Raw genomic sequence first — 18,539 nt, forward strand, 5'->3', positions numbered from 1 at the left:
AATTCAACGCGCCGCTTGGCCCGCCTGTTTCAGCATCCCGCGCAAGGCATTGCGGCTATGGGCGCCGAAGTGGCCCAGCAGCTCGGCGATGGTCTGATGCAGGCCGTCGCGCTGGCCCTGCAAGTCGCGCGCGAGCTCGGGGCCGAGCTGGGCCTCGTTGGCGGCGAAGTCGAAATTGGGGTCAGTGACGAATTTCGCCGGCGCGCCGACAACGACGGCCGCGTCTGTCGTCGGGCCGGCCTGGAAGGCCTCGGCCGCGACGACTTCGCGCACATAGCTGGCGCTCCAGGCCGGGTAGCGCGCGTCGCGGGCGGCGTCACGCAAAGCCAGTTCCAGCGGCCCATCGCGGCGCTGGCGCGCGTTGTCGATGATCCAGCGCGTCTGGAACTGCTCCAGCACGAAATGGCGATTGCCCTGCAGCACGACCAGGCCTTGCCGGTCAGCCGGCGCGCCGAGCTGGGCCTTGAGGTTGACCCACATCATGTGGCCCAGCGTCGCGCCCGGTGCGGCACTGGCGTGATAGGGCTGGGTCAGGTCCTCGACATGGTGCAAGGCCAGGCCGGCGAAGCGCCAGCCCCAGTAAGCATGGCCGGTCTGCCAGGCCAGCACGGCGAGGCCGGAATACTGCTGCACCCGCAGTTCGGCGAAGGTGCGGGCGAAGCTCGGCGCCAGCGTGTTGAAGACGCCACCCTGGTGGAAGAAGCCCATATGGAAAGGCGCCTGCGAGCCGATGGCGACTGCCGCGTTGCCGAAGGGCTGCTTGCCGAAGCCGTAGCCCGGCGTCGGGCGGCCGGGGTTGTCGTCGAACAGGTTGAGGTCGTGGCCGTAGTCGGGTTCGTCGCAGGCCGAGGCCAGCACGGCCAGCGGCGCAACAGCCTCGCCGGGCTGCAGCGCCACGAAGCGCTGCGTGGCACCCGCGCCGGGCTTCACAGCGGTGACGAGGGCGGCTTCGATGGGCGGCCGCGTCGATTCCGCATCGCGCGGGTCCACCTGCAGATACAGCGCCAGCTTGGATTGCGGCGAGAGGCGCAGCGCGCGCAGGAAAGCGGTGCGGCGGTCGGCGTCGCTGCGTTTGGCGTCGGGCACGAAGCGCAGCAAATCCGGGCGGGGTGCGTGGTTCTTCAGATGCTCACGGGCCCAGGCCTCTTGCGCGTCGAGAGCACGCGCGATGGCAACCTCCTGTTCGCGCAGGAAGTCGACCAGCGGCTCGGCCTTCACCGGCGCGGCGCTCGCAACCTCGGGCATGCGCTCGAAGGCGCGGTAGCACATGGGTGTGTGGTTGCCCCAGGCCTGCGCCAAGGTGGGCAGCAGCAGGGCAAGCAGGGCGGTGGGGAGGCGCATCGGCGGCAGCGGCAGCAGTGGCATGGAGAAGCCGCGCATTCTGGCCCGTGCTGGGCAAAGCCTTGCACCGAACCCGCGAAACGGCTTGTGGCCCCCTCGCCTCCCGGTGTGCCACGGGCCGGTCAGCCCAGCGCGACACATGCAAGTTTTGCTGCACGCAGGTTACGGGCGAGTACGACGGCGCAGAAGCGGTGATTCGGGAATCGCCGCTTCGCAGCCTGCGAACCGCTTCGCCGGCAGGCAAGCTCGGCTTGCCGCGCCCAGGCCTGTGCGAGGATGCCGGGCCTCCGCAGACCCACAGGCTTCATGCGACGACTCCAGGCCAGCTTCTTCACCTGCCTCGCGGCGCTGCCGCTGCTGGCCGCCAGCCTCGCTCGAGCCGACCATTTCGTCATCGGCGTCGAGGATGTCGATTACGCCCCCATCATGCGCACGGCGGGCAATGGCGAATACCGAGGCTATGTGCGCGAGATGCTGGACCTGTTTGCCCGCCGCCACGGACACCGCTTCGACTACATCCCCCTGCCCACCAAGCGGCTGACCGCCGAGCATGTCGCCGGCCGGCTTGATGGCGTCTTTCCCGACAACCCAAGCTGGGAGACCGAGGCCAAGCGCGGCCTGCCACTGGCTTATTCCGAGCCGGCCGTGCCCTTCCAGGATGTCGTCATGGTGCCGGCCGGCAAACGTGACGAACCGGTGCGCAATCTGGGCATCGTGCGCGGCTTCACACCCAAGCGCTTTCTGCCGCAAATCCAGGACGGCAGCCTGCGCGTGACCGAAGCCGGCGACCCGTCACGCCTGATCCGCATGGCTCTGGCCGGCCGCGTCGATGGGGTGCAGGTTGCGCTGCCGGTGGCGCTCTACCAGCTCGAGCAACTGGGCCAGCCCGCGGCCCTCGAACCCTCCCGGGTGCTGGCGCCAACGGCCTACAACCCTCACTACCGCCTCTCGAGCATCCGCCACGCCGGGCTGGTCAGCCAGTTCAATCGCTTCCTGCGCGACGAGCAGGCCGCGCTCACGGCGCTGCAGCGCCGCTACGGCCTCGACGGCAGACTCAGTTCAGCGCCGCGATGACCTCGGGCGGTGCCTGCACGAGTTCGATCAGCACGCCCTCACCGCCGAACGGGAACTGGTCGTTGCCCTTGGGGTGCACGAAGCAGATGTCATGGCCCGCCGCGCCACGGCGGATGCCGCCCGGCGCGAAACGCAGGCCCTGAGCCTCCAGCCACTGCACGGCCGCCGGCAGGTCGTCCACCCACAGGCCGACGTGGTTCAGCGGCGTGGCATGCACGGCCGGCTTCTTCTCGGGGTCCAGCGGCTGCATCAGGTCCACCTCCACCGCGTGGGCGCCCTGCCCCAGCGTGCAGATGTCCTCGTCGACGTTCTCGCGCTCGCTGCGGAAGTTGCCGGTCACCGGCACGCCCAGCAGGTCCACCCACAGGTGGCGCAGCTTGGACTTGTCGAGGCCGCCGATGGCGATCTGCTGCAGGCCGAGGACTTTGAAGGGTCGCGTGGTGTTGCTCATGAGGGTCATCAGAGTTTGAGCCGCCCCCACAGCCAGCCAGTCTTGACGCCGGCCAGCGTGGCGATGGATTGTTGATGGATGTAGGGCAGCCGCCCACCCCAGCCGAAGAAGCGGTCGCGCAGCCAGGGCGCGACGACGGCGTGAGACTGGAACATCGGCGTGAGGCCCTTGCTGGCCTGGCCGTAGAAGCGCAGGTGGGCACGGCGGCGCCGGCTGTAGCGCTCGAACACGCCGGGCCAGCTACCGCCGACTTCGGCCGAGAGTTCATGCGCGTCGATCAGCGCCATGTTGGCTCCCTGCCCCAGCTGCGGGCTCATGCCGTGGGCACAGTCACCGATGGCCAGCACGCGGCCATCGTGCCAGCGCGCCATGTGGACGTCGGCGTAGCGGGCCTCGCGCAATTGGGCCGAGTCGCGCAGGCCGTCGAGCAGCGGCGCGACGTCGGGAAAGAGCGTGGTCATCTGCTGCTTGAGCTTGTCCAGCCCGAGGCGCTGCTGCCAGCCTTCGAGCTCAGCCACCGGCAGGCTCCAGAACAGATTGATGCCGCGCTCGCCGTCGTCGGCATGCGCCTTGCCAACCGGCATCAGGCCCAGCATCTGCGAGGCCGAGCGGAAGCGCTGGCGCAGCTCGATCTGCGGAAAGCCCGGCGGCGCCGGCAGCACGGTCCACACGGCGCCCCAGGGAAAGGGGCGCGCATGCTGCTGGACCTTCATGCCCTCGCGCAGCCTGGAGAAGCTGCCGTTGGCGAGGATCAGCGCGGCATGCCGAGCCGTGGCGCCGCCGGACATGCGCAGCGTGACGCCGGCCTCATCCTGCTCGAAGCCCTCGGCCGCAACACCGCAATGCCAGCGGACGCCGAGTTCGCGCACGCGCCGCCACAACATGCCCATCAACGCGCCCCGCTGGATGCCCAGGCCGCAAGCCTCGGGATGAAAGCGCCGGTAGCTCATGTCCAGCACCGCACGGCCCGCGGGCGTGTCCCCGAACAGCCGGTCCACGCGTGTGCCCAGCGCCAGCGCTTCGTCCAGCAGGCCCATCGCCGCCAGCACGCGCTGACCCGTAGGCTGCAGCAGCAGGCCGGCGCCAATGGGCTGCGGCTCGGGCACGGCCTCGTACAGGTCGACGGCGACACCGCGCTCCGCCAGGCGGATGGCCGCCGCTGCGCCGGCCACGCCCGCGCCGACGATGGCGACGGAATCAGGCAAAGCGCAGGATGGGCTGGTCCACCGACAGGCTTTCGCCCGGCTTGGCCAGGATCTCGGCAACCTGCACATCCTGCACGGCAGTCAGGATGTTCTCCATCTTCATCGCCTCGATGACCGCGAGCCTCTCGCCCGCCTGCACGGTCTGGCCCACCTGGGCGGCCAGGTGCACGAGCAGGCCCGGCATTGGCGACAGCAGGAACTTGGACGTGTCTGGTGGCGCCTTGTAGGGCATCAGCGCCTGCAGTTCGGCCGCACGCGGGCTCAGCACGGTCAGCTCGACGGAGCGGCCACCGTGCTGGATGCGGTAGGCCAGCGGGTTCTTGGCCGTGCCGCGCTCGGCCTGGGCGGTGAAGGCCAGGCCGTTGACGGTGCCGCTGATGCGCACGTCGTTCAGCCGCGAGCTGGAGACGATGCGGTAATCCTTGTCGCCCACCTGCACGCGCGCCTCGCCCAACGCACCAGCGAACTCGCTGATGTGCAGCGCGTGGCGCTCGCTGCGGCCACCCCCCAGGTTCACGACAGCCACGTAGTCGTGCTCGATCTGCACCTCGTGGCCGCGCAGTTGCCCGCTGATGCCGGCCTCGCGCTCGCGCGCCTTGCGGCGGATGAAGCCGGCGAGCGCCACCAGGAAGAGCGGGTCGTCGTGCGGCACGTCCTCGGCCCTGAAGCCGCCGGCGTAATGCTGGGCGATGAAGCCGGTGTTGAAGTTGCCGGTGGCGAAGTCCGCATGCCCGAGCAGCGCGGCCTGGAAGGGGATGTTGCTGGACACGCCGCGGATGACGAAGCCGTTCAGCGCTTCGCGCATCTTGGCGATGGCGTCGGCCCGGTCACGGCCGTGCACGATGAGCTTGGCGATCATCGAGTCGTAGAACATCGGGATCTCGCCGCCCTCGTAGACGCCGGTGTCCACGCGCACGCCGAAGCGCTGCGGCTCGGCCTGCGCCATCGTCGTTTCGGGCGGCTGGTAGCGCACCAGGCGGCCGGTACTGGGCAGAAAGTTACGGAACGGGTCTTCCGCGTTGATGCGGCACTCGATGGCCCAGCCCTCGCGCTTGATCTCGGCTTGCGTGAAGGTCAACGGCTCGCCGGCAGCAACGCGGATCATCTGCTCCACCAGGTCCAGTCCCGTGATGCATTCGGTGACCGGGTGCTCCACCTGCAGCCGCGTGTTCATCTCCAGGAAGTAGAAGCTCTGGTCCTTGCCGACGACGAACTCCACCGTGCCGGCGCTCTGGTAGTTCACCGCCTTGGCCAGCGCCACCGCCTGCTCGCCCATCGCACGGCGCGTGGCCTCGCTGATGAAGGGCGACGGCGCCTCCTCGATGACCTTCTGGTGGCGACGCTGGATGGAGCACTCGCGCTCCCACAGGTAGACGACGCTGCCCTGTGAATCACCCAGCACCTGGATCTCGATGTGGCGCGGCTCCTCGACAAACTTCTCGATGAAGACGCGATCGTCACCAAAACTGTTTCGCGCCTCGTTGCGGCACGACGTGAAGCCTTCGAAGGCCTCCTTGTCGTTGAAGGCCACACGCAAGCCCTTGCCACCACCGCCAGCGCTGGCCTTGATCATGACCGGGTAGCCGATCTTGGCCGCGATGCCGACGGCTTCTTCAGCCGACAGGATGGGCTCGTTGTGGCCCGGGATGGTGTTGACGCCCGCCGCCGTGGCCAGCTTCTTGGACGCGATCTTGTCGCCCATCGCCGCGATGGAGCCGTGCTTGGGGCCGATGAAGACCAGGCCTTCCTCCTCGACGCGGCGCGCGAACTCCTCGTTCTCGGACAGGAAGCCGTAGCCGGGGTGGATGGCCTGCGCCCCCGTGTCTTTGGCGGCGGCAATGATCTTGTCGGCGACGAGATAGCTCTCGCGCGACGGGGCCGGGCCGAGCAGCACGGCTTCGTCGGCCAGCTCCACGTGGCGCGCGTCTTTGTCGGCCTCTGAGTAGACGGCGACGGTGGCGATGCCCATCTTCTTGGCGGTCGCGATAACCCGGCACGCAATCTCGCCGCGGTTCGCAATGAGGATCTTGGTGAACATGCAGTACCTCGTTATTTCGTCTTGCCCAGCAGCTTCTTGCGCTGCTCGGTGAAGTTCCACCACGGCTGGGCAGGCCCGCCGTTCATGAAATCGTGGGCGGCCATGAAGGTGTCCAGCACGCAGGGGTCGTGCAGCCGGCCCTGGGCGTCGCGCAGGCGGTCATAGGTCTTGAACGGGTCCATGGCCTTCACGTGCGCGGGCGTGGGCAGCCCCAGGCCGATCAGGTCGGCTTCCATCGCCTTGCCGATGTTGGGGATGTCCGTGAGCTTGAACGCCTCGGCGGCGCAACTGGCCTTGCTCATGGCAGCGCCTCGCCGTCACGCAGCGGGTTGGGCAGGGACAGGCGATCACCGCAGTCCCCCTGCGAACAGGTCAACTGGCCCACCAGCTGCAGATGCAAGCCGGCGGGCAGATCGGCATCGGTGTTGGGCAAGCGCCCCAGAACCTTGACGGCGAGGACGCGGGCACCGGGCTCCCACTTGGCAAGCCCTTCGCCTTCGATCAGGGCAAAGCTGCTCTGGTAGCCACCGCCAACAGCCGTTACGCGGGCACGCGTCGGCGCAACCACATCGTTGAGCTTCACGGCCGTCAGCACGACCTGATCCTGGTAGCGGAAGGGGTTCTGCGCCAGCGCATTCAGGCCGACCCAGATGCCCGCACCCAGCGGCTTGGCAAAGGCCTGCAGGCGCTGTGCATTGGCCTGTTTCTGAGCGTCCCTCTCTTCACGCGCTTGGCGCTGGCGCTGCTGGCTGGCAGCGCTGTTGCTGTACTGGGTGAAATCCTTGCCCGCGTCCAGCGGCAGCGAGGCCTCGGCCACGATGCCCTTGGGGTTGCCGTATTGATCCACCTCCAGATCAGCCTGCGGCGCCATCCGGATGCGCACATGGCTGCGCTCGCCACCAGGCCGGCCGCGCTCGCGCAGGCGGTCGTCGCCGCAGCGGAGCTTGAGCTTGTCCAGCGCAGAGCGCAGCATCTGCTTGGCGACGTCGTCCGACACCAACGCCGGGCCGTCGGCCTGCAGCACGAAGAGGGTGTCGGGCTTGCAGGGGTCGGGATACTTGGCCAGCTCGCTGGTGGCCTCCACAGCCAGGCGCGGGCTCATGCCCTCCAGCTTGGGCAGGGGGCCAAGATCAAACAGCACGTTGTCACCTCGCAGGGCGCGCGCCTTGAGGCCTTGCGAGGGCTCGGGCAGGTAGACACCGGCGCTGAAACGCCCTGCCCATTCCTCGCGATGCTGGGGCGAATTGCGCAGCGTCCAGATGGCCTTGCCCTGGCCTTCGGCGAGGCCGTCGCGGCAAGCACCCTGGTAGCTGAACACATAGTCGCTACTGGCCAGATAGGCCGGAGCCGACACCGCGCAGCCGCTGGCTGCGTCCTTGTGCTGCGCAGCCAGCGCGTGCGAGGCCAACAGCGCCAGCGCCAAAAACCAGGCGTGCTTCACAGCGGAATGTTCCCGTGCTTGCGCCACGGGTTCTCCAGCTTCTTGTCCTTCAGCATCGACAGGCTGCGGCAGATGCGCTTGCGCGTCTCGTGCGGCTGGATGACGTCGTCGATGAAGCCGCGGCTGCCGGCGATGAAGGGGTTGGCGAAGCGGGCCTTGTATTCGGCCTCGCGGGCGGCCAGCTTGGCCGGGTCGCCCTTGTCCTCGCGGAAGATGATCTCCACCGCGCCCTTGGCGCCCATCACCGCGATCTCGGCGTTGGGCCAGGCGAAGTTGACGTCGCCGCGCAGATGCTTGGAGGCCATCACGTCGTACGCGCCGCCGTAGGCCTTGCGGGTGATGACGGTGATCTTGGGCACCGTGCATTCGGCGTAGGCGTAGAGCAGCTTGGCGCCGTGCTTGATGATGCCGCCGTACTCCTGCGAGGTGCCGGGCATGAAGCCGGGGACGTCGACGAAGGTGATGACGGGGATGTTGAAGGCATCGCAGAAGCGCACGAAGCGCGCGGCCTTGATGCTGCTCTTGATGTCCAGGCAGCCGGCCAGCACCAGCGGCTGGTTGGCGACGATGCCCACCGTCTGGCCTTCCATGCGGCCGAAGCCGGTGACGATGTTCTTGGCGTAGTCGGGCTGCAGCTCGAAGAAGTCGCCGTCGTCGACGACCTTGAGGATCAGTTCCTTGATGTCGTAGGGCTTGTTGGGGTTCTCGGGCACCAGCGTGTCCAGCGACAGGTCCAGCCGGTTGGCGGGGTCGCCACTGGGGCGGCAAGGCGCCTTCTCGCGGTTGGACAGCGGCAGGTAGTTGAAGAAGCGGCGCAGCATCAGCAGCGCTTCCACGTCGTTCTCGAACGACAGGTCGGCCACGCCGCTGCGGCTGTTGTGCGTGGTCGCGCCGCCCAGTTCCTCGGCCGTCACTTCCTCGTGCGTCACGGTCTTCACGACCTCAGGGCCGGTGACGAACATGTATGAGCTGTCCTTCACCATGAAGATGAAGTCGGTCATCGCCGGGGAATACACGGCGCCACCGGCACAGGGGCCCATGATCATGCTGATCTGCGGCACGACGCCGGAGGCCATCACGTTGCGCTGGAAGACGTCGGCATAACCGCCCAGCGATGCGACGCCTTCCTGGATGCGCGCGCCTCCCGAGTCGTTCAGGCCGATGACCGGGGCGCCGACCTTCATGGCCTGGTCCATCACCTTGCAGATCTTCTCGGCATGGGCTTCGGACAGCGCGCCGCCGAAGACGGTGAAGTCCTGGCTGAAGGCAAAGGCCAGGCGGCCGTTGATCATGCCGTAGCCGGTCACGACGCCGTCGCCCGGGATCTTGTTGTCCTGCATGCCGAAGTCCACGCAGCGGTGCTCGACGAACATGTCCCATTCCTCGAAGCTGCCTTCGTCGAACAGCAGCTCCAGCCGTTCGCGCGCGGTCAGCTTGCCCTTGGCGTGCTGGGCGGCAATGCGCTTCTCACCACCGCCGAGCCGCGCACGGGCGCGCTTGGCTTCGAGTGCTTGCAGGATGTCTTGCATGGGTTTCAGCCCTCAAACGGGAAATTGATCTCCACGCCGTTGCCGGCGGGGTCTTGGAAGAAGAACTGGTGCTGGCCGGTCACGGGTGAGCGGGACTCGTGGAAGGGCACGCCCAGTGCGCGCAGATGGACAGCTGTTGCCACGGGGTCGGTGCCGTAGAAAGCCGTGTGGTCGAAGGTCGTCGGCGCAGCCGGGTTGACGGGGCCGCGCACCGCCTCGTTCGCCCGCTGCGTGGACAGATGAACCACCGGATGGCCGTTGGCATAGAGCCAGTAGCCATGGGTATCGAAGTCGGGGCGCGGCCCTTGATCGAGGCCAAGCACGTCGCGGTAGAAGTCGCGCAGTGTGGCGAGCAGCTCGGCCGGCGCGCGCAGGTTGATGTGATGCAGTCCGGTGATCATGTGGGGCTCCGAAAAGTGGCCAGCAACTGGCGCGCAGCGGTGGATGCCGGCGTGCGGCCTTCACGAACTGCCGCCGTTGTCGCATCGATTTGGCTCTTCACGCCGGGATGCGCAACGAAGGCCTGCTTCAGCCCCGACTGGATGCGCGCCCACATCCAGGCCAGCGACTGCTCGCGGCGCTTGGCAGCCCAAGCACCGCTGGCTTCACTCGCCGTGCGCAGCGCCGTCAGCGCGTCCCACACGGGCGCGATGCCATCGGCCTTCAGCGCGCTGACCTTCATGACGCGCTGCGTGGCGTGGGCATGCGTGGGCAGCAGGCGCAGCGCGGATGTGATCTGCGCCTGGGCGCGCGTGGCGGCCACGTCGTCCAGGTCGGCCTTGTTGATGACGACGAGGTCGGCCAGCTCCATGACGCCCTTCTTGATCGCCTGCAGGTCGTCGCCCGCATTGGGCAGCTGCAGCAGCAGGTAGAGGTCGGTCATGCCAGCCACCGCCGTCTCGCTCTGGCCCACACCGACGGTCTCGACGATGACGACGTCATAGCCCGCGGCCTCGCACAGGAGCATGGCCTCGCGCGTCTTCTCGGCCACGCCGCCGAGCGTGCCGCTGCTGGGGCTGGGGCGGATGAAGGCGCGCAGGTCCATGGAGAGCCGCTCCATGCGCGTCTTGTCGCCCAGGATGGCGCCGCCGGATACGGTGCTGGATGGGTCCACGGTCAGCACCGCCACACGGTGGCCGCGTTCCAGCAGGAACATGCCAAAGGCTTCGATGAAGGTGCTCTTGCCCACGCCCGGCACGCCGGAGATGCCCAGGCGCAGCGCGCTGCCGGTGGCCGGCATCAGCCCGGTCAGCAGTGCGTCGGCCTGCTCGCGGTGATCGGCCCGGGTGGACTCGATCAGCGTGATGGCCTTGGCGAGTGCGCGGCGGTCGCCGGCCTGGAGGAGCGCTGCAAGACTCAAGCAGCCTCCCAGCGGTATTCGATGTCGAAATCCTGCTCCTCGACCACCTTGAAGCCGTGGCGGCGATAGAAGTCGTTGGCGCGGCTCTCGCGCAGCGCGGCCAGCGTGATGGGCAGGCCTTGCGACTTGATCTGATCGAGCACCCAGGCGCCGACGCCCTGCCCTTGGGCTGCGGGCCGCAGATAGAGGTGATGCAGGCGCAGTTCGCTCTCGCGCGGCTCGACGGTGAAGTAGCCGACGCGCTCGCCGTCCACGACGAGGTGCTGCATCCACTCCGGCCGGAACTGGCTCTTCAGCCGCGCCCGCGCCACCTCGGGGTTGAAGCGGCCCAGCCGCTCCAGGCTGTCGCGCAGCGCCTCGATTCGCAGGGCCAGCATGGCCTCGAAGTCGGCGTCAACGACAGGCGCCAGCGTGGGCGTCATCAGGCGGCCACCTGCAGGCGGATCTGCTCCAGCACGTCCTTGGCACTCGCCGGGATGGGCGTGCCCGGGCCGTAGATGCCCTTCACGCCCGCCGCGTACAGCATGTCGTAGTCCTGCGCCGGGATCACGCCGCCGACGAAAACGATGATGTCGTCGGCGCCCTGCTTCTTCAGCTCGGCAATGATGGCCGGCACCAAGGTCTTGTGGCCCGCGGCCAGCGTGGAGATGCCCACCGCGTGCACGTCGTTCTCGATGGCCTGGCGGGCGCATTCCTCGGGGGTCTGGAACAGCGGGCCGATGTCGACGTCGAAGCCGAGATCGGCAAAGGCCGTCGCGACGACCTTGGCGCCGCGGTCGTGGCCGTCCTGGCCGAGCTTGGCGATCATCACGCGCGGGCGGCGGCCTTGGTCGTCGCCGAAGGCAGCAATCTCGCCTTGCAGCTTGGCCCAGCCTTCGGCCGAGTCATAGGCCGCCGCGTAGACGCCGCTGACCTTGTGGGTGTCGGCGCGATGGCGGCCAAAGACGGCTTCCAACGCGTCGGACACCTCACCCACCGTCGCGCGCAGGCGCACGGCCTTGATGCTCAGGTCCAGCAGATTGCCTTCGCCGCTCTCGGCGGCCTGCGTCAGCGCGGCCAGCGCGGCCTGCACGGCGGCGGTGTCGCGCGTGGCCTTGATGGCTTGGAGGCGCGCGATTTGGCCGTCGCGCACCTTGACGTTGTCGACGTCGAGGATGTCGATGGGATCTTCCTTGGCCAGCTTGTATTTGTTGACGCCAACGATGACGTCCTGGCCGGAGTCGATGCGCGCCTGCTTTTCGGCCGCACTGGCCTCGATCTTCAGTTTGGCCCAGCCCGAGTCCACCGACTTGATCATGCCGCCCTGGGCATTCACCTCTTCGATGATTTCCCAGGCCTTGTCGGCCATGTCCTGGGTGAGCTTCTCCATCATGTAGCTGCCGGCCCAGGGGTCGACGACGCTGGTGATGTGGGTCTCTTCCTGGATGATGAGCTGGGTGTTGCGCGCAATGCGGCTGCTGAACTCCGTGGGCAGGGCGATGGCTTCGTCCAGCGAGTTGGTGTGCAGGCTCTGCGTGCCGCCGAAAACGGCGGCCATGGCTTCGATGGTGGTGCGCACCACGTTGTTGTACGGGTCCTGGGCGGTCAGGCTCCATCCCGAGGTCTGGCAGTGGGTGCGCAGCATCAGGCTCTTCGGGCTGGTCGCACCGAAGCTCTTCATGATGCGGGTCCACAAGAGGCGGGCCGCGCGCATCTTGGCGATCTCGAGATAGAAGTTCATCCCGATGGCCCAGAAGAAGCTCAGCCGCGGGGCGAAGTCGTCGACGCTCAGGCCCTTGGCCATGGCCGTCTTCACATACTCCTGGCCGTCAGCCAGCGTGAAGGCCAGCTCCAGCGCCTGGTTGGCGCCCGCCTCCTGCATGTGATAGCCGGAGATGCTGATGGAATTGAACTTGGGCATCTCCCGCGCCGTGTATTCGATGATGTCGCCGACGATGCGGATCGAAGGCTCGGGCGGGTAGATGTAGGTGTTGCGGACCATGAACTCCTTGAGGATGTCGTTCTGGATGGTCCCGGCCAGCTTGTCCTGCGACACGCCCTGCTCTTCCGCCGCCACCACGTAGCCGGCCAGCACCGGCAGCACGGCGCCGTTCATGGTCATCGAGACGGACACCTTGTCCAGCGGGATGCCGTCGAACAGGATCTTCATGTCCTCCACCGAGTCGATGGCCACGCCGGCCTTGCCGACGTCGCCGGTCACACGGGGGTGGTCGCTGTCATAGCCGCGGTGGGTGGCTAGGTCGAAAGCCACCGACACGCCCTGGCCGCCGGCGGCGAGTGCCTTTCGGTAGAAAGCATTGCTCTCTTCAGCGGTCGAGAAGCCGGCGTACTGGCGGATGGTCCAGGGCCGCGCGGCGTACATCGTGGCCTGCGGCCCCCGCAGGAAGGGCTCGAAGCCTGGCAGCGTGTCGGCGTGCGGCAGGTCGGCCACGTCGGCCGCGGTGTAGAGCGGCTTGACCGTCAGCCCCTCGGGCGTGACCCAGTTAAGCGCCGCCACATCGCCGCCTGGGGCGGACTTGGCGGCGGCCTTGGTCCACTGCTCCAGCGTGGCGGTCTTGAACTCCGGGGCGTCCCCGGCGCGGCTGGCGTCCGACATCGAAACTCTCCTGTAACTGCGCGACATCATAGTCGTCACGTCATTCATAATTATGAATTCAAAATCGCTACACTGGCCTGACACCCGCCGCCCCAATGCCCGATCAGACCGCCCCGCTCGCCTCCTCGGCCCTGTACGAACAGGTCGCGGACCGGCTGCGCCAGCAAATCCTGGCGCGGGAGCTTGAGCCGGGCTCCTGGATCGATGAACTCAAGCTCTGCGCCGAGCTGGGCATCAGCCGCACCCCCATGCGCGAGGCGCTGAAGGTGCTGGCCTCCGAAGGCCTGGTGACGATGAAGTTGCGGCGCGGCGCCTACGTAACCGAGATGAGCGAGCGGGATGTGCGGGAAGCCTATCAACTGCTGTCCCTTCTAGAAAGTGACGCCGCCGCTGAAGTCGCCACCCGAGCGACCGACGCCGAGCTGAACGAACTGGGCGAACTGCACCGGGCGCTGGAGGAAGCCCTCCAGGAACCCACACCGTCGCGCGACGCCTTCTTCGCCGCCAACGAGCGCTTCCACCTGCGCGTGCTGGAGATCGACGGCAACCGCTGGCGGCTGCAGATCGTGGGCGACCTGCGCCGGCTGATGAAGCTCAACCGCCACCATTCGCTGTTCCGGGAGGGACGGCTGGCGGAATCGCTGGAGGAACACCGCGCCATCGTCAAGGCGCTGCTGTCGCGGGATGCGACGGCCTGTCGGGCGCTGGTGTCAGCCCATTTTTGTAACGGATTGAGCGCGACGCAGACAGCTCCGTGAAGGCAAACGGGGCAGCCGTGAACTGCCACCGAAAGCCCGCCCTTATCGGCTCGTGAATTCGCTAAGTGCTTACTAGCATAGCGATTACTGGGTAAACCACCCCCTGTCTGAATGTTCGGACCGGGAGCGGCAGGCCCGATTTCGAGCTCCGCGGGCCGATTTGAGACTTTGTTCCTCAAGTCAAGCCCAAGGGTCCCGATAACCGATCGAAGCACTTGAAATCTAGGGATACGTCTGCGCCTGGGGCGAAGGCGGGTTTACCCGGATCAAGAGTGCTTCGGGGGCTGCCAAGGGTCGTTCGGCAGCGCACCAGAACAACCAGATTGCGCCCAGCGTCGAGGGCACTCATTCGACGCACGGCCATCGCCTCCCACGAGACGCTGGCCATCAGCACAGCAGGTAAAAAGCCATGGCAAGCATCGTCCCCTTCATTCCGGTTTCGCGGATTCCCGGTCTCACAACGCAGACGATTCGGGACTTCACGACCGAGGATTGGGTCGCCTTCAGCACCGACCAGCTGATTGCCCTCACCACCACCCAGGCCGCCGTGATCACCTCCGGTGGCCTTTCGGTGTTGAGCAGCGACCAGCTCCGGGCCTTCCAGACCGAAGACCTGCGAGCCATCTCGACCGCCTCGCTCGGCGGCTTCAACTCCGACCAGATCAGCTTCCTGACGACGGAGCAGGTGCAGGCCTTCAGCACGGCCCAGATCGGCCAGCTGAACACCACGCAGCTGCGCGGGTTGAACAACGCCGACATGGTGGCCCTGACCTCCGCCCAGGTCGGCGCGCTGAACTCCGGCCAGGCCAAGAGCTTCTCGACCGACCAGCTCGCCGCGCTGGAAGCGGCGGACATCAAGTTCCTGACCACTGCAGCACTGCGCGCCCTGACCAGCACCCAGCTGGACGGCCTGACGAGCGATCAGCTGCGTGCGCTGACCTCTTCGCAGATCACCGCGATGACCACGGGCCAGGTCAGCACGCTGAACACGGACGACCTCAACAGCCTCACGTCCGACCAGTTCAACAAGCTCACCACCGGGCAAATCCAGTCGCTGAGCACCGACCAGCTCAGCAACCTGGGCACCGACAGCCTCAACGCCTTGGGCACGGCCCAGTTCGCCACGCTGTCCTCGGCCCAGTTCGGCTCGCTCACTTCGGATCAGCTGTCCAGGCTGGAGACGGCCGACCTGCGCGCCGTCACCACCGCCGCATTGCGCGGCCTGACGTCTGACCAGATCGGCACCCTCACCTCCGACGAGGTCGGCAGCCTGTCCACCGCCCAGATCGCCGCGCTGTCCAGCGTGCAGGTCCAAGGCCTGACCACCGGCGACATGGTGGCCTTGGGCACGGCCCAGGTCGCGGTGCTCAGCTCCGCCCAGGTCGCCACCCTGTCCACCGACCAGCTCGCCGCCATTGAAGCGGCCGACATGAAGGTGCTGTCCACGACGGCGCTGAGGACCCTGACCAGCACCCAGTTGGACGGCCTCACCAGCGACCAGTTGCGCGCCCTGTCTTCCGGCCAGATCAATGCGTTGACCACCGCCCAGGTCAGCACACTGAACACGGACGACCTCAACAGCCTCTCGTCCGACCAGTTCAACAAGCTCTCCACCGGCCAGGTCCAGGCGCTGACGACGTCCCAGCTCGGCAGCCTCACGACCGACAACCTCAACGCGATGGGCTCGGCCCAGTTCGCGACGTTGTCGTCCACCCAGTTCGGTGCGCTGACCTCGGATCAGCTGTCCAAGCTGGAGACGGCCGACCTGCGTTCGGTCACGACCGGCGCGCTGCGCGGCCTGTCGTCCGACCAGATCCAATCGCTGAGCTCCGATGAAGTCGGCAGCCTCACCACGGCACAGATCGCCACGCTCAGCACCGTCCAGGTCAAGGGCCTGACGACGGCCGACATGGTGGCCCTGTCCACCGGCCAGGTCGCCTCGCTGAGTTCGGCCCAGGTGGCCGGGCTGGGCACCGACCAGCTCGCCGCCATCGAGACCGGCGACATCCGTTCGCTGAGCACGACGGCGCTGCGCGCGCTGACCAGCACCCAGCTGGACGGCTTCACCAGCGACCAACTGCGCGCCCTGTCTTCTGGCCAGATCAACGCGCTGAGCACGGACCAGATCCGCACGCTCAACACGGACGACCTCAACAGCCTCGCGTCGGACCAGTTCAACAAGCTGTCCACCGCCCAGGTGCTGGCGCTGACGACCGGCCAGCTGAGCAACCTGACGACCGACAGCCTCAACGCGATGGGTTCGTCCCAGTTCGCCACGCTGTCCTCCACGCAGTTCGGTGCGCTGACCAGTGACCAGCTGTCCAAGCTGGAGACGGCCGACCTGCGCGCGGTCACGACGGGCGCGCTGCGCGGCCTGTCCTCCGACCAGATCCAGTCCCTCAGCTCCGACGCCGTCAGCTCGCTGTCGACGGCCCAGATCGCCGCCCTCACCACCGGCCAGATGCAAGGCCTGACCACGGCCGACATCGTCGCGCTGGGCACGGCCCAGATCGGCACGCTGAACGCCGCCCAGGTCACCGCGCTGAACACCGACCAGCTCGCGGCCATCGATGCCGGCGACATCAAGTCGCTGGCGACGGCGGCGCTGCGCGGCCTCACCAGCACCCAGCTGGACAGCCTGACCAGCGACCAGCTGCGCGCCCTCACCTCCAGCCAGATCAACGCGCTCACGACGGACCAGATCCGCACGCTGAACACGGACGATCTCAACAGCCTCACGTCCGACCAGTTCAACAAGCTCACGACCGCCCAGGTGCAGTCGCTGACGACGGATCAGTTGAGCCACCTGACGACGGACAGCCTGAACGCGATGGGCTCCAGCCAGTTCGCCACGCTGTCCTCCGGCCAGTTCGCATCGCTGACCTCGGACCAGCTGTCCAAGCTGGAGACGGCCGACCTGCGCTCGGTGACGACGGCGGCCCTGCGTGGCCTCACGTCCGACCAAATCCAGACTCTGAGCTCCGACGAAGTCGGCTCGCTGACGACCGCCCAGATCGGCGCGCTCTCCACGTCCCAGGTCCAGGGCTTCACGACCGGCGACATGGTGGCCCTGTCCACCGCGCAGATCAGCACGCTGAGCTCTGCCCAGGTTGGCGCCTTCAACACCGACCAGCTTGCCGCCATCGAGACCGGCGACATCCGCCTCATCAGCACCGCGGCCGTGCGCGGCCTCACCAGCACCCAGCTGGATGGCCTGACGAGTGACCAGCTGCGCGCCCTGACCTCCGCCCAGGTCACCGCCCTGACCACCGCCCAGGTCAGCACGCTGAACACGGATGACCTGAACAGCTTCGCCTCCGACCAGCTCAACAAGCTCACCACCGCCCAGGTGCAGTCGCTCACCACGACGCAGCTGAGCCACCTCGGCACCGACAGCCTGAACGCCCTGGGCTCGGCCCAGTTCGCCACGCTGTCCTCCGGCCAGTTCAGCGCGCTGACAACCGACCAGCTGTCCAAGATGGAGACGGCCGACCTGCGCTCGGTCACGACCGCCGCGCTGCGTGGCCTGTCGTCTGACCAGGTGCAGTCGCTGACCTCCGACGAAGTCGGCAGCCTGTCCACCGCCCAGATCGGCGCACTGTCCACCGGCCAGCTGCAAGGCCTGACGACCGGCGACATGGTGGCCCTCACCACGGCCCAGGTGGCCGTGCTCAGCTCGGGCCAGGTCGGCTCCTTCAACACCGACCAGCTCGCCGCCATCGAGACCGGCGACATCCGCTTCATCGGCACCGCGGCCATTCGCGGCCTCACCAGCACCCAGCTGGACGGTCTCACCAGCGACCAGCTGCGCGCACTGACCTCCACCCAGATCAACGCCCTGACCACCGGCCAGGTCAGCACGCTGAACACGGACGACCTCAACAGCCTCGCTTCCGACCAGTTCAACAAGCTCTCGACCAGCCAGGTCCAATCGCTGACGACGGATCAGCTCAGCCACCTGGCCACCGACAACCTCAACGCGCTGGGCACCGCCCAGTTCGCGACGCTGTCGTCTACCCAGTTCGGCTCGCTGACCTCGGATCAGCTGTCCAAGCTGGAGACCGCCGACCTGCGCTCGGTCACGACCGCGGCGCTGCGTGGCCTGACATCCGACCAGATCGGAACCCTCACCTCCGACGAGGTCGGCAGCCTGTCCACCGGCCAGATCGCTGCACTCACCAGCGTGCAGGTGCAAGGCCTGACGACGGCCGACATGGTGGCCCTGACCACCGCGCAAGTGGCCGTGCTGAGCTCTGCCCAACTCGCGGCCTTGAGCACGGACCAGCTCTCCTCCATCGAGGCGGGCGACATGAAGTCGCTCACCACCGCGGCGCTGCGGGCGCTGACCAGCACGCAGATCGACGGCCTGACGAGCGACCAGCTGCGCGCCCTCACCAGCGCCCAGCTGAACTCGCTGACCACCAACCCGCAGGTCATCGGTCTCACGACGGACGACCTCAACGTGCTGACGACGGACCAGATCGCCCGTCTGTCCACGACGCAAGTCCAGGCGCTGACGAGCACGCAGCTCAGCAGCCTCACCACCGACAACCTCAACGCGATGGGCTCGGCCCAGTTCGCCACGCTGTCCTCCGGCCAGTTCGGCGCGCTGACGACCGATCAGCTGTCCAAGATGGAGACGGCCGACCTGCGCGCCGTCACCACGGCCGCCCTGCGTGGCCTGAGTTCCGACCAGGTGCAGTCGCTGACCTCCGACGAGGTCGGCAGCCTGTCCACCGCCCAGAT

Annotated in this window: 14 protein-coding genes; 3 read left to right on the plus strand and 11 right to left on the minus strand. The window is 67.5% G+C overall.

The genetic code is table 11. The features are described from left to right. Nucleotides 1–3: 3 nt before the first annotated feature. Nucleotides 4–1,341: a hypothetical protein gene (locus AC07V5_RS27335; protein WP_495118770.1), complete on the minus strand. Its 1,338-nt coding sequence runs from the start codon at nt 1,339–1,341 to the stop codon at nt 4–6. Between the two features lie 306 nt (nt 1,342–1,647). Here AC07V5_RS27335 and AC07V5_RS27340 point away from each other — a divergent pair, with 306 nt between their 5' ends. Continuing rightward, complete coding sequence (locus AC07V5_RS27340) at nt 1,648–2,415, plus strand: substrate-binding periplasmic protein (RefSeq protein WP_495118771.1); 768 nt, start codon at nt 1,648–1,650, stop codon at nt 2,413–2,415. Here the strand turns inward: AC07V5_RS27340 and AC07V5_RS27345 are convergent. From AC07V5_RS27345 to scpA, 10 genes are read right to left on the minus strand one after another with little or no spacing between them, the layout of a single operon-like run. After that, a complete protein-coding gene (locus AC07V5_RS27345) occupies nt 2,396–2,866 on the minus strand; it encodes a VOC family protein (protein ID WP_495118772.1) in 471 nt (156 codons plus the stop codon). The two genes, AC07V5_RS27340 and AC07V5_RS27345, sit on opposite strands and share 20 nt — an antisense overlap. A gap of 8 nt (nt 2,867–2,874) precedes the next feature. Further along, a complete protein-coding gene (locus tag AC07V5_RS27350; protein ID WP_495118773.1) occupies nt 2,875–4,071 on the minus strand; it encodes an FAD-dependent oxidoreductase in 1,197 nt (398 codons plus the stop codon). After that, nucleotides 4,064–6,109: an acetyl-CoA carboxylase biotin carboxylase subunit gene (locus AC07V5_RS27355; protein WP_495118774.1), complete on the minus strand. Its 2,046-nt coding sequence runs from the start codon at nt 6,107–6,109 to the stop codon at nt 4,064–4,066. Before AC07V5_RS27355 ends, AC07V5_RS27350 begins: the two co-directional genes overlap by 8 nt. 11 nt (nt 6,110–6,120) lie before the next feature. Continuing rightward, entirely contained in the window at nt 6,121–6,411 is a 291-nt protein-coding gene (locus AC07V5_RS27360) for a helix-hairpin-helix domain-containing protein (RefSeq protein WP_495118775.1), read from the minus strand. Continuing rightward, complete coding sequence (locus AC07V5_RS27365; protein WP_495118776.1) at nt 6,408–7,550, minus strand: hypothetical protein; 1,143 nt, start codon at nt 7,548–7,550, stop codon at nt 6,408–6,410. The genes AC07V5_RS27360 and AC07V5_RS27365 overlap by 4 nt, the downstream gene beginning before the upstream one ends. Then, nucleotides 7,547–9,079, minus strand: a complete 1,533-nt coding sequence (locus AC07V5_RS27370; protein WP_495118777.1) for an acyl-CoA carboxylase subunit beta — start codon at nt 9,077–9,079, stop codon at nt 7,547–7,549. The genes AC07V5_RS27365 and AC07V5_RS27370 overlap by 4 nt, the downstream gene beginning before the upstream one ends. Nucleotides 9,080–9,084: 5 nt before the next feature. Further along, entirely contained in the window at nt 9,085–9,480 is a 396-nt protein-coding gene (locus tag AC07V5_RS27375; protein ID WP_495118778.1) for a VOC family protein, read from the minus strand. Next, nucleotides 9,477–10,439 carry a methylmalonyl Co-A mutase-associated GTPase MeaB gene (gene meaB / locus AC07V5_RS27380; RefSeq protein WP_495118779.1) on the minus strand — a complete coding sequence of 321 codons (963 nt, stop codon included), beginning with the start codon at nt 10,437–10,439 and terminating at the stop codon, nt 9,477–9,479. The genes AC07V5_RS27375 and meaB overlap by 4 nt, the downstream gene beginning before the upstream one ends. Continuing rightward, on the minus strand, nt 10,436–10,861 hold the full coding sequence (locus AC07V5_RS27385; protein ID WP_495118780.1) for a GNAT family N-acetyltransferase: 426 nt from the start codon (nt 10,859–10,861) through the stop codon (nt 10,436–10,438). Before AC07V5_RS27385 ends, meaB begins: the two co-directional genes overlap by 4 nt. Then, entirely contained in the window at nt 10,861–13,035 is a 2,175-nt protein-coding gene (gene scpA / locus AC07V5_RS27390; RefSeq protein WP_495118781.1) for a methylmalonyl-CoA mutase, read from the minus strand. Before scpA ends, AC07V5_RS27385 begins: the two co-directional genes overlap by 1 nt. A 95-nt stretch (nt 13,036–13,130) precedes the next feature. On the opposite strand from scpA, the gene AC07V5_RS27395 reads away from it, so the two are divergent. Both AC07V5_RS27395 and AC07V5_RS27400 read left to right on the plus strand, forming a co-directional pair. After that, nucleotides 13,131–13,793, plus strand: coding sequence for a GntR family transcriptional regulator (locus AC07V5_RS27395; protein WP_495118782.1), 663 nt, complete (start codon nt 13,131–13,133; stop codon nt 13,791–13,793). 409 nt (nt 13,794–14,202) lie between these two features. Continuing rightward, nucleotides 14,203–18,539, plus strand: a 4,337-nt coding sequence (locus AC07V5_RS27400) for a beta strand repeat-containing protein (protein WP_495118783.1), incomplete at its 3' end; no start/stop codon positions are given.

It is taken from the genome of Roseateles sp. GW821-FHT02E12 (assembly GCF_059421665.1).

Bases quoted from the DNA above. Each gene is read 5' to 3' on its own strand.
- AC07V5_RS27345 (WP_495118772.1), bottom strand. From the start codon at position 2,866: ATGAGCAACACCACGCGACCCTTCAAAGTCCTCGGCCTGCAGCAGATC.
- AC07V5_RS27395 (WP_495118782.1), top strand. From the start codon at position 13,131: ATGCCCGATCAGACCGCCCCGCTCGCCTCCTCGGCCCTGTACGAACAG.
- AC07V5_RS27355 (WP_495118774.1), bottom strand. From the start codon at position 6,109: ATGTTCACCAAGATCCTCATTGCGAACCGCGGCGAGATTGCGTGCCGG.
- AC07V5_RS27340 (WP_495118771.1), top strand. From the start codon at position 1,648: ATGCGACGACTCCAGGCCAGCTTCTTCACCTGCCTCGCGGCGCTGCCG.
- AC07V5_RS27385 (WP_495118780.1), bottom strand. From the start codon at position 10,861: ATGACGCCCACGCTGGCGCCTGTCGTTGACGCCGACTTCGAGGCCATG.
- AC07V5_RS27360 (WP_495118775.1), bottom strand. From the start codon at position 6,411: ATGAGCAAGGCCAGTTGCGCCGCCGAGGCGTTCAAGCTCACGGACATC.
- AC07V5_RS27335 (WP_495118770.1), bottom strand. From the start codon at position 1,341: ATGCGCCTCCCCACCGCCCTGCTTGCCCTGCTGCTGCCCACCTTGGCG.
- scpA (WP_495118781.1), bottom strand. From the start codon at position 13,035: ATGTCGGACGCCAGCCGCGCCGGGGACGCCCCGGAGTTCAAGACCGCC.
- AC07V5_RS27370 (WP_495118777.1), bottom strand. From the start codon at position 9,079: ATGCAAGACATCCTGCAAGCACTCGAAGCCAAGCGCGCCCGTGCGCGG.
- AC07V5_RS27375 (WP_495118778.1), bottom strand. From the start codon at position 9,480: ATGATCACCGGACTGCATCACATCAACCTGCGCGCGCCGGCCGAGCTG.